Annotated in this window: 8 protein-coding genes; 5 read left to right on the top strand and 3 right to left on the bottom strand. The window is 64.6% G+C overall.

Features of this window, described 5'->3' with window-relative positions; translation table 11 throughout:
- Window positions 1-3: 3 nt before the first annotated feature.
- Genes ACIDOCELLA78_RS93730 through ACIDOCELLA78_RS93740 form a run of 3 tightly spaced genes read right to left on the bottom strand, consistent with a single transcriptional unit; the run spans window position 4 to window position 2363 of the window.
- Window positions 4-771, bottom strand: a complete 768-nt coding sequence (locus ACIDOCELLA78_RS93730; RefSeq protein WP_249676441.1) for an amino acid ABC transporter ATP-binding protein — start codon at window positions 769-771, stop codon at window positions 4-6.
- Window positions 771-1523 carry an amino acid ABC transporter permease gene (locus ACIDOCELLA78_RS93735; protein ID WP_201729455.1) on the bottom strand — a complete coding sequence of 251 codons (753 nt, stop codon included), beginning with the start codon at window positions 1521-1523 and terminating at the stop codon, window positions 771-773. The genes ACIDOCELLA78_RS93730 and ACIDOCELLA78_RS93735 overlap by 1 nt, the downstream gene beginning before the upstream one ends.
- Before the next feature lie 15 nt (window positions 1524-1538).
- A complete protein-coding gene (locus ACIDOCELLA78_RS93740; RefSeq protein WP_201729456.1) occupies window positions 1539-2363 on the bottom strand; it encodes an ABC transporter substrate-binding protein in 825 nt (274 codons plus the stop codon).
- A gap of 518 nt (window positions 2364-2881) precedes the next feature.
- Between ACIDOCELLA78_RS93740 and ACIDOCELLA78_RS93745 the strand changes: the two genes are divergently transcribed.
- The 5 genes from ACIDOCELLA78_RS93745 (at window position 2882) to ACIDOCELLA78_RS93765 (ending at window position 7447) form a co-directional block, all read left to right on the top strand.
- Window positions 2882-4138: an ABC transporter substrate-binding protein gene (locus ACIDOCELLA78_RS93745; protein WP_201729457.1), complete on the top strand. Its 1257-nt coding sequence runs from the start codon at window positions 2882-2884 to the stop codon at window positions 4136-4138.
- Between the two features lie 102 nt (window positions 4139-4240).
- On the top strand, window positions 4241-5122 hold the full coding sequence (locus ACIDOCELLA78_RS93750; protein ID WP_201729458.1) for a branched-chain amino acid ABC transporter permease: 882 nt from the start codon (window positions 4241-4243) through the stop codon (window positions 5120-5122).
- Between the two features lie 13 nt (window positions 5123-5135).
- Window positions 5136-6044: a branched-chain amino acid ABC transporter permease gene (locus ACIDOCELLA78_RS93755; RefSeq protein WP_201729459.1), complete on the top strand. Its 909-nt coding sequence runs from the start codon at window positions 5136-5138 to the stop codon at window positions 6042-6044.
- Window positions 6034-6741, top strand: coding sequence for an ABC transporter ATP-binding protein (locus ACIDOCELLA78_RS93760; RefSeq protein ID WP_201729460.1), 708 nt, complete (start codon window positions 6034-6036; stop codon window positions 6739-6741). Before ACIDOCELLA78_RS93755 ends, ACIDOCELLA78_RS93760 begins: the two co-directional genes overlap by 11 nt.
- Window positions 6742-6745: 4 nt before the next feature.
- Window positions 6746-7447, top strand: coding sequence for an ABC transporter ATP-binding protein (locus tag ACIDOCELLA78_RS93765; protein WP_201729461.1), 702 nt, complete (start codon window positions 6746-6748; stop codon window positions 7445-7447).
- Window positions 7448-7463: the final 16 nt, after the last annotated feature.

Consider the following 7463-nt stretch of genomic DNA (forward strand, 5'->3'; position numbering starts at 1 on the left):
GGGTCATGCGGGCCGCCCCACGAGCAGCGCGCGCGTCTTCGGGTGCGCGGGCTGTTCGAACAGGGCGGCAGGCGGGCCGTCCTCGACGATGCGGCCGCGATCCATCACGATGATCCGGTCGGCCACGTTGCGGGCAAAGCCCATTTCGTGCGTGACGATCATCATCGTCATGCCGTCCTGCGCGAGGTCGCGCATCACCGCGAGCACCTCGCCCACCATTTCGGGGTCGAGCGCGGAGGTGGGTTCGTCGAAGAGCATGACCGCCGGCTGCATCGCCAGCGCGCGGGCGATGGCGACGCGCTGCTGCTGGCCGCCGGAGAGCGAGGCGGGCATCGCCCTTGCCTTGTGCGCGAGGCCGACGCGCGCGAGCAGCGCCTCGGCCTGCGCCACCGCCTCGGCGCGGGGCCGGCCGCGCACCTTCACCGGTGCGAGGGTGATGTTGTCGATCACGTTGAGGTTCGCGAACAGGTTGAAGCGCTGGAACACCATGCCGACATCCCGCCGCTGGCGCGCGATGTTGATCTCGCGGTCTTCGACCAGTTTTCCATTCTGCTCGCGAAAGCCGATGAGCCCGCCATTGACCACGATGCGGCCGTTGTCGATCGTTTCCAGATGGTTGATGCAGCGGAGCAGGGTGGTCTTGCCCGAGCCGGAGGAGCCGATCAGCACCACGGTCTCGCCGCGGCGGACGCCGAAGCTGACGCGATCGAGCACTTTCGTATTGCCGAACCGCTTTTCGACGTCTTCGGCTTCGATCAGGAGGGGCTGCATCAGGCGGACTCCGGCAGGGGGTGAGGGATGGTTTCCACCGCGTCGTCGCCGGGCGCATGGTCCATCCGGCGCTCGATCGCGGCCATCACCAGGCCCCAGATCGTCGTCAGCGCGAGGAAGTAGAGGGCGAGCACCGAATAAAGCTCGAAGGTGCGGAACGTGGCCGAATTGATCGTCTCGGTGACGAGCAGCATTTCGGAGACGCCGATCACGCTGACGAGCGTCGAGTTCTTCAGCATGATGTTGAACTGGTTGCCGATCGGCAGCAGAACCACGCGCAGGGCCTGGGGCAGCACCACATGACGCAGGATTTGCCGGGGCACCATGCCGAGGGATTTCGCGGCTTCGGTCTGGCCGCGATCGATCGCGTCGATGCCGGCGCGGAAGATCTCGGCCATGTAGGCGCCCTCGTTCAGGCCGAGCGCGAGGATGCCGGCCTGCACGTTGCCGGCGAGGATCATTCCGCCGAGATGGAGGTCGTGGAAGCGGAGAATGCCGGCGGCGGCGAGGCCCGTGTAGATGAAGACGATCTGCACCAGCAAGGGCGTGCCGCGCATCAGGAAAATGTAGGCGCGCGCCGGCCATTGCAGGGCGCGGGTGGTGGAGCGCCGGGCGAGGGCGGCGGGCAGGCCGATCGCAAGCCCGATCGCCTGCCCGCCGATGCTGATCATGATCGTCAGCCAGAGCCCCTGCAGGAACGCGCCGTTCGGCTCCAGCAGCTGATGCCAGAAATAGGCCCAGTCGAAATGCACCTCGATGCTCCGTGCTCAACCGGGCTTCAGCATGTCGATGCCGAGAGACCATTTGCGAAAGAGCGCCGCGTAGCTGCCATCCTTCATCATGCCGGCGAGGGTTGAGCCGATCGCCTTGTTGAGGACTGCCTCGTTCTTGCGGATGCCGATGCCGGTGGCGATCGTGTAGTAGGGCGGGCCACCCATCGCGAATTGCCCGGGCGCCTTGTGGATGTAGTAGCGCGCGGTTTCATAGGCGACGCCATAGGCCGCGACCTGGCCGAACTGGAGCTGCTGCAATGCCTGGGTGTTTTCGGGGAACATCACGATGTCGATCGGCGGCTTGCCGGCCGCGTGCAGTTTGGCGTTCGCGGCGTTCAGCAGCACCGTTGCGGTGGTGCCGGTGACGGTGGCGACCTTCTTGCCGGAGAGGTTTTCGAGCGAGGGAACCGGCTTCGCGCCCGGTTTCACCAGAACGGCTTCGTGCGAGACCATGTAGGGGATTTCGTCGATCACCTTCAGCCGGCCCGGCTTGATGAAGAGCTGCGACATGATGATGTCGCAATGCGAGGCGAGCAGGGCGGGGATCAACCCGGCGAAGGGCATGTTGATCCAGTCGGTCTTGACGCCGAGACGCTTCGCGATGGCATCGCCGAGATCGATGTCGAGGCCGGTCGGCCGCGTCGCGGCGTTCATGAACTCCATGGGCGGCAGGTTGACGGCGCTGCAGATGCGCAGGGTGCCCGATTTCGCGATGTTCGGCGGCAAGGCGGGGGAGGCCGCATGTGCAGTGGCCAGGCCTGCGAGCCCGACACCCGCAAGCGCCCCAACGGCACGAAGCAGCGTTTTCATTCGGATCATGCGCGGTCTCCATTTGAAAAGGGCGGGCCGGATGACGGAATTGCCAGATCCGGCCTGAATGGAGAAAAAATAGGCCATTCGATCTGGTGCAACAACGGGCAAATAACAAAAAATATGCAGAATAAGACTGGGTCAGGGTTGTTTTTGGTCAGTAATAGAGTATAAAATCATCATATGATTAAAATATAGACTAATTGACCGGGTAGGGCTCATCTCCCGCCTGCGTAACGAGGGCGGCGCGCGCATCGGCCGGCCGTCTGCAGGCCGGATCGACACGGGCGCGTTGAAGATCGGGATACATTTCGAGGACAATAAATAATACGGGCCGCTCAGGCGGCCGCGCGCGGAGATCGTTGCAATTGCCGAGCGGGTGGCGATCCGCATTGCCGCGCGCGGGGCGTTCGCGCTCACGGCATATTTACGAATCATGAGTATTGACCGCGCCGCCGCTATGGTAATAACGACGCCTCGTTTTTTACAACTGGCCTTGACTGGCTTTTTCATTAAGGAAAGTAATCATGCGGGCACAATTCAAACGCGCCTTGGGTGCTTGCGCGGCGGGAATTCTCGCCTCGGGCCTGGCGCTGGCCGGCATCGGCCAGGCCGCCGCGGCGACGGCGCCGTCGGTTCTGAAGATCGGCACCCTCTATGCGAGCAGCGGGTCTTTCGCGGTGGCGTCCGAGGGGCAGTATCACGGGCTCGAATACTGGGCGGATACCGTGAACAAGTCCGGCGGCGTCTTCGTCAAGGCGTTCAACAAGAAGATTCCGGTCAAGATCGTCGCCTATGACGACCAGAGCTCGACCTCGACCGCGACGACGCTCTACAACCAGCTCATCACCCAGGACCATGTGAACCTGCTGGTCGCCGATTTCGGCTCGGTGCTGACCTCGGTCGCGATTCCGCTGGCCGCCGAGCACCACATGCTGCTGATCGACCCGACCGGCTCGGGGGCGAACTTCTTCACCAAGAAGACCGATTATCTCGCCGATGTCAGCATTCCCGCCTCCACGGTGTGGCCGCTGCCGCTCGGCCATTTCCTGCTCGATCACAAGATCAAGCGCATCGCCGTCATCTACGATTCGAACGATTTCGACGCGTCGCAGGCCGAAACCCTGAAGGCGACGCTGAAGCAGGGCGGCGTCACGCCGGTTTATTATCACGGCGTGCCGACCAGCGAGTCCAACTACACCGTGCTGCTGCACACGATCGCGGCGCACCGGCCGGACGCGGTGATCGAGTTCGGCTATCCGCCGAACGACATCGCCTTCCTGCACACGCTGGCCGGCAGCGGCCTGCATTTCAAGATGACGTTCACCATTTTCCCCGGCCAGCTTCTCGCCCTGATGACGAAGAATGTCGGCGCGAAAACCCTCGCCTACACCTACACCTATCCGACGCCGCCGCTGGTGAGCTTCGCCAAGACCACCTATGGCCCGAACACCGCGACCTTCGTGAAGGATTTCACCGCGGCGACGCATAACGCGCCGAATTTCCTCGACGCCGCCGGCTACAACACCGGCCTGATCATGCAGGACATGCTCGGCACCGCGCCGAAATTCTCGCAGCTCGCGTTCCATCAGGCGCTGATGGACATGTCCGGCAAGACGACGACGGTGCTCGGCAAGTTCAAGATCAACGCGAACGGCGCCCAGCTCGGCGAGCTGCTGCCGGTCGCGCAGCTCGTTCCCTCCGGCAAGAGCAACAAGATCGTCGTGGTCTATCCGCAGGACAAGGCGACCGGCACGATGGTCTACCCCGCGCCGCGCCACTGAGCGGCCCGGTATGAAACGCCGGATCCCGGCCCGTGACGGGCCGGGATCTTTCGTCTATCCGGACCACTGGTTTCCACCTTCCCTGCAAGAAAGGGCGCGCCGTTGGCACTTCTCGAATACGCGCTGATCGGCGGCATTCTCTACGGCATCTTCTTCAGCCTCGTCGGCATCGGTCTCAATCTCGTCTTCGGCGTGATGCGGATGATCAACCTCGCCCATGGCCAGTTCATCATGCTGGGCGGGTTCGGCGCGTGGCTGCTGGTGCACGAGCTTCACCTCAACCCGATCTTCGGCATTCCGCTGGCGGTTCTGGGCGGAATTCTGATCGGGTATCCGCTGTATTACGGCGTGGTGCCGCGGTTGCAGCGCAGCCAGGACCCGGAGATGCTGTCGTTCATCTTGTTCTTCGGCATCGCCCAGATGATCGAGGCGGTGATGCTCTTCATTTTCGGCGCGGACCAGCGCTCGTTGCCCGGCGAGGCGCTGGGGTCGGGGAATATCGGCGTGTTCGGCCAGGAATTTCCGGATAGCTGGTGGGTCGCGGCGGCGGTGAGCATTCTCTGCATCGGCGGGCTCTGGCTCTATTTCACCCGCACGCGGCTCGGCTTCGCGACGCGCGCGATCATGGCCGACCGCGACGAGGCGCGCGCCACCGGCATCGATGTCGACCGGGTTTCGGCGATCGCCTTCATGATCGGCCTGTCGCTGGCCGGGATCGCCGGCGTGTTCGTGCCCTACATGGTCGGCTCGGTGTCGCCCTCGATCGGCGACAGCCTGACCACGACGTCGTTCGCCATCATCATCATCGGCTCGCTCGGCAATCCGCTCGGCACAGTGGTCGGCGGCCTCGTGTTCGGCGTGGGAACGATGCTGATGCAGACCTATTACGCCTCGTGGTCGAATCTCGTGCCCTATGCGCTGCTGCTCGTCATCGTGCTGATCCGGCCCTCCGGCCTGCTCGGCAAGGCGGTGCGCAGTGCGTAAGCAGGACAATACTGTGCGTTATCCGGCCGCGGTGCTGGCCATTCTCGCCGCCATGTTTCTGGTGCTGCCGCATGTCTATGGCAACCAGTCCGTGCTGTTCACCATGATGACCTTCATGGCGCTCGCCCAGGGGCTGAACCTGCTTTACGGGTTCACCGGGTATCTGCCGTTCGGCTATGTCGGCTTCTTCGGCACCGGCGCCTACGCCACCTCGCTGCTGGTGACGTTCACCGGAATGCCGGTGCTGGTCTGTGTGCTCGGTGGCGGGCTGGCGGCGGTCGTGGTCGGGCTCATTCTCGGGCCGCTGCTGCGGCTCTCGGGCGCATATTTCTCGATCGCCAATCTCGCCGCCTCGCAGATCATCTATTACGTGGTGGCGAACGAGGCGCTGAAGCATGTGACCGGCGGGCCTTATGGCGTGAAGATCGAGCAGGTCTACGCGCCGACGGCGAGCTATGCGACGATGTTGGCGGTGCTGCTGCTCGCCACCGGGCTTGCCGCGTATTTCCGGCGTTCGCGCTTCGGGCTCGGGCTGCGGGCGATGCATCAGGACCCGATCAGCGCGGGGCTCGCGGGTGTGGATATCGTGCGCGAGCGCCTCATCGTGTGGCTGGCTTCTGCCGGCATCGCCGGGCTGGCCGGCGGCGCCTATGCGTGGAACCTTTCGGTCTTCTATCCCGATGCGGTGTTCACGTTGCAGATTTCGGTCTTCGCCATCGTCTTCGCCCTGTTCGGCGGGGTTGGTACGGTGATCGGGCCGCTGCTCGGCGCTGCCTTGCTCTATGCGTTCTACGCGGTGATCGGCGTTTCGGCGCCGCAATATTTCGAGCTGCTCTACGGGCTGCTGATCGTGCTGCTGGTGCTGTTCCTGCCCAATGGCCTGATGTCGCTGCTGATCCGGAGAAATGTCGATGTCCTCTGAACCGCTGCTGCGGCTGGAAGGGGTGAGCAAGCGCTTCGGCGGGCTCACCGTGCTCGACCGGCAGAGTTTCTCGGTGTCCGCGGGCGAGATTGTCGGGCTCGTCGGGCCCAACGGCTCGGGCAAGACGACGACGATCAACGTCATCTCCGGCGTGCACCAGGCCGATGCCGGGCGCATCCTGTTCGAGGGGCGGGAAATCCAGCGCCTGAAGCTGTTTCGCATCGCCCGGCTCGGCATCAACCGCAGCTTCCAGGTGCCGAAATGTTTTCGGGCGATGCGGGTGCGCGAGAATATCGAGGTTGCCGCGACCTTCGCCGGGCGCGGCGCGGTTGATATCGACGAGATTCTCGCCGGCATCGGGCTCGCCGACCAGGCCGACGCGATCGCCGGGGCGCTGACCGTCAACCAGCAGAAGATGCTCGATCTCGGCCGCGCGCTGGCGACCAATCCGCGGCTGCTGCTGATCGACGAGATCGGCGCCGGGCTCAATCCGGCGGAACTCGGGGGCATCGCCGAGCTGCTGAAATCGCTCGCCGCGCAGGGCATCGCGCTCATCGTCGTCGAGCATCTGCTCGATTTCCTCAACCGCATCACCGACCGGGTGATCGTGCTGGGCGCGGGGCGGATGCTGTTCGAGGGCTCGCTCAAGGCGGCATCGCAGGACCCGGACGTGGTTGCCGCGTTCATCGGAGGCTGACGGCATGACCCTTCTCGCACTCAAGGGCGTCGAGTCCGGATATGGCCCGATGCAGGTTCTCTGGGGCATCGACCTCGCGGTGGACGCGGGCGAGACGGTGATCCTGCTTGGCGCCAACAGCGCCGGCAAGACCACGCTGCTGCGCACGATCATCGGGCTGCTGCCCTGCACCGGCGGGACGATCACGTTCGATGGCGAGCCGGTCGGCGCGCTGCCGCCGGACCAGCGCATCCGCCGCGGCATCGCCTTCATGTCCGAACTCGGCGTGTTTCCCGGCCTGACCATCGAGGAGAATATCCGCCTCGGCGGCTATTTCCTCTCGGCCGCCGAGGTGCGGCGGCGCAGCGGCCGGCTCTACGAACTGTTTCCCGCGCTCGCCGGCAAGCGGCGCGATCTCGCCTCCAGCTTGTCGGGCGGGCAGCGCAAGATGCTCGGCATCGCCAAGGTGCTGGTCTCCGAGCCGAAACTGCTGCTGATGGACGAGCCCTCGTCCGGCCTTGCGCCGGTCTTCGTCAAGCAGGTGGTCGATGTTCTGAAGACCGCGATCACCGGCGGGATGACGCTGCTGATCGCCGAACAGAACGTCGCTTTCCTGCCGCTGGCCGATCGGGGCTACCTGATCGATGGCGGGCGGGTGCGGCTTTCCGGCACGCGCGCCGAGCTGGAGGCGAGCGACGCCGTGCACGAGGCCTATTTCGGCCTCTGAGCGCCGCCGCCGCTCC

Source organism: Acidocella sp. C78, assembly GCF_907164655.1.

Excerpts from the sequence above, each read along its gene's own strand:
- ACIDOCELLA78_RS93765 (WP_201729461.1), top strand. The coding sequence starts at position 6,746 with ATGACCCTTCTCGCACTCAAGGGCGTCGAGTCCGGATATGGCCCGATG.
- ACIDOCELLA78_RS93740 (WP_201729456.1), bottom strand. The coding sequence starts at position 2,363 with ATGATCCGAATGAAAACGCTGCTTCGTGCCGTTGGGGCGCTTGCGGGT.
- ACIDOCELLA78_RS93745 (WP_201729457.1), top strand. The coding sequence starts at position 2,882 with ATGCGGGCACAATTCAAACGCGCCTTGGGTGCTTGCGCGGCGGGAATT.
- ACIDOCELLA78_RS93730 (WP_249676441.1), bottom strand. The coding sequence starts at position 771 with ATGCAGCCCCTCCTGATCGAAGCCGAAGACGTCGAAAAGCGGTTCGGC.
- ACIDOCELLA78_RS93760 (WP_201729460.1), top strand. The coding sequence starts at position 6,034 with ATGTCCTCTGAACCGCTGCTGCGGCTGGAAGGGGTGAGCAAGCGCTTC.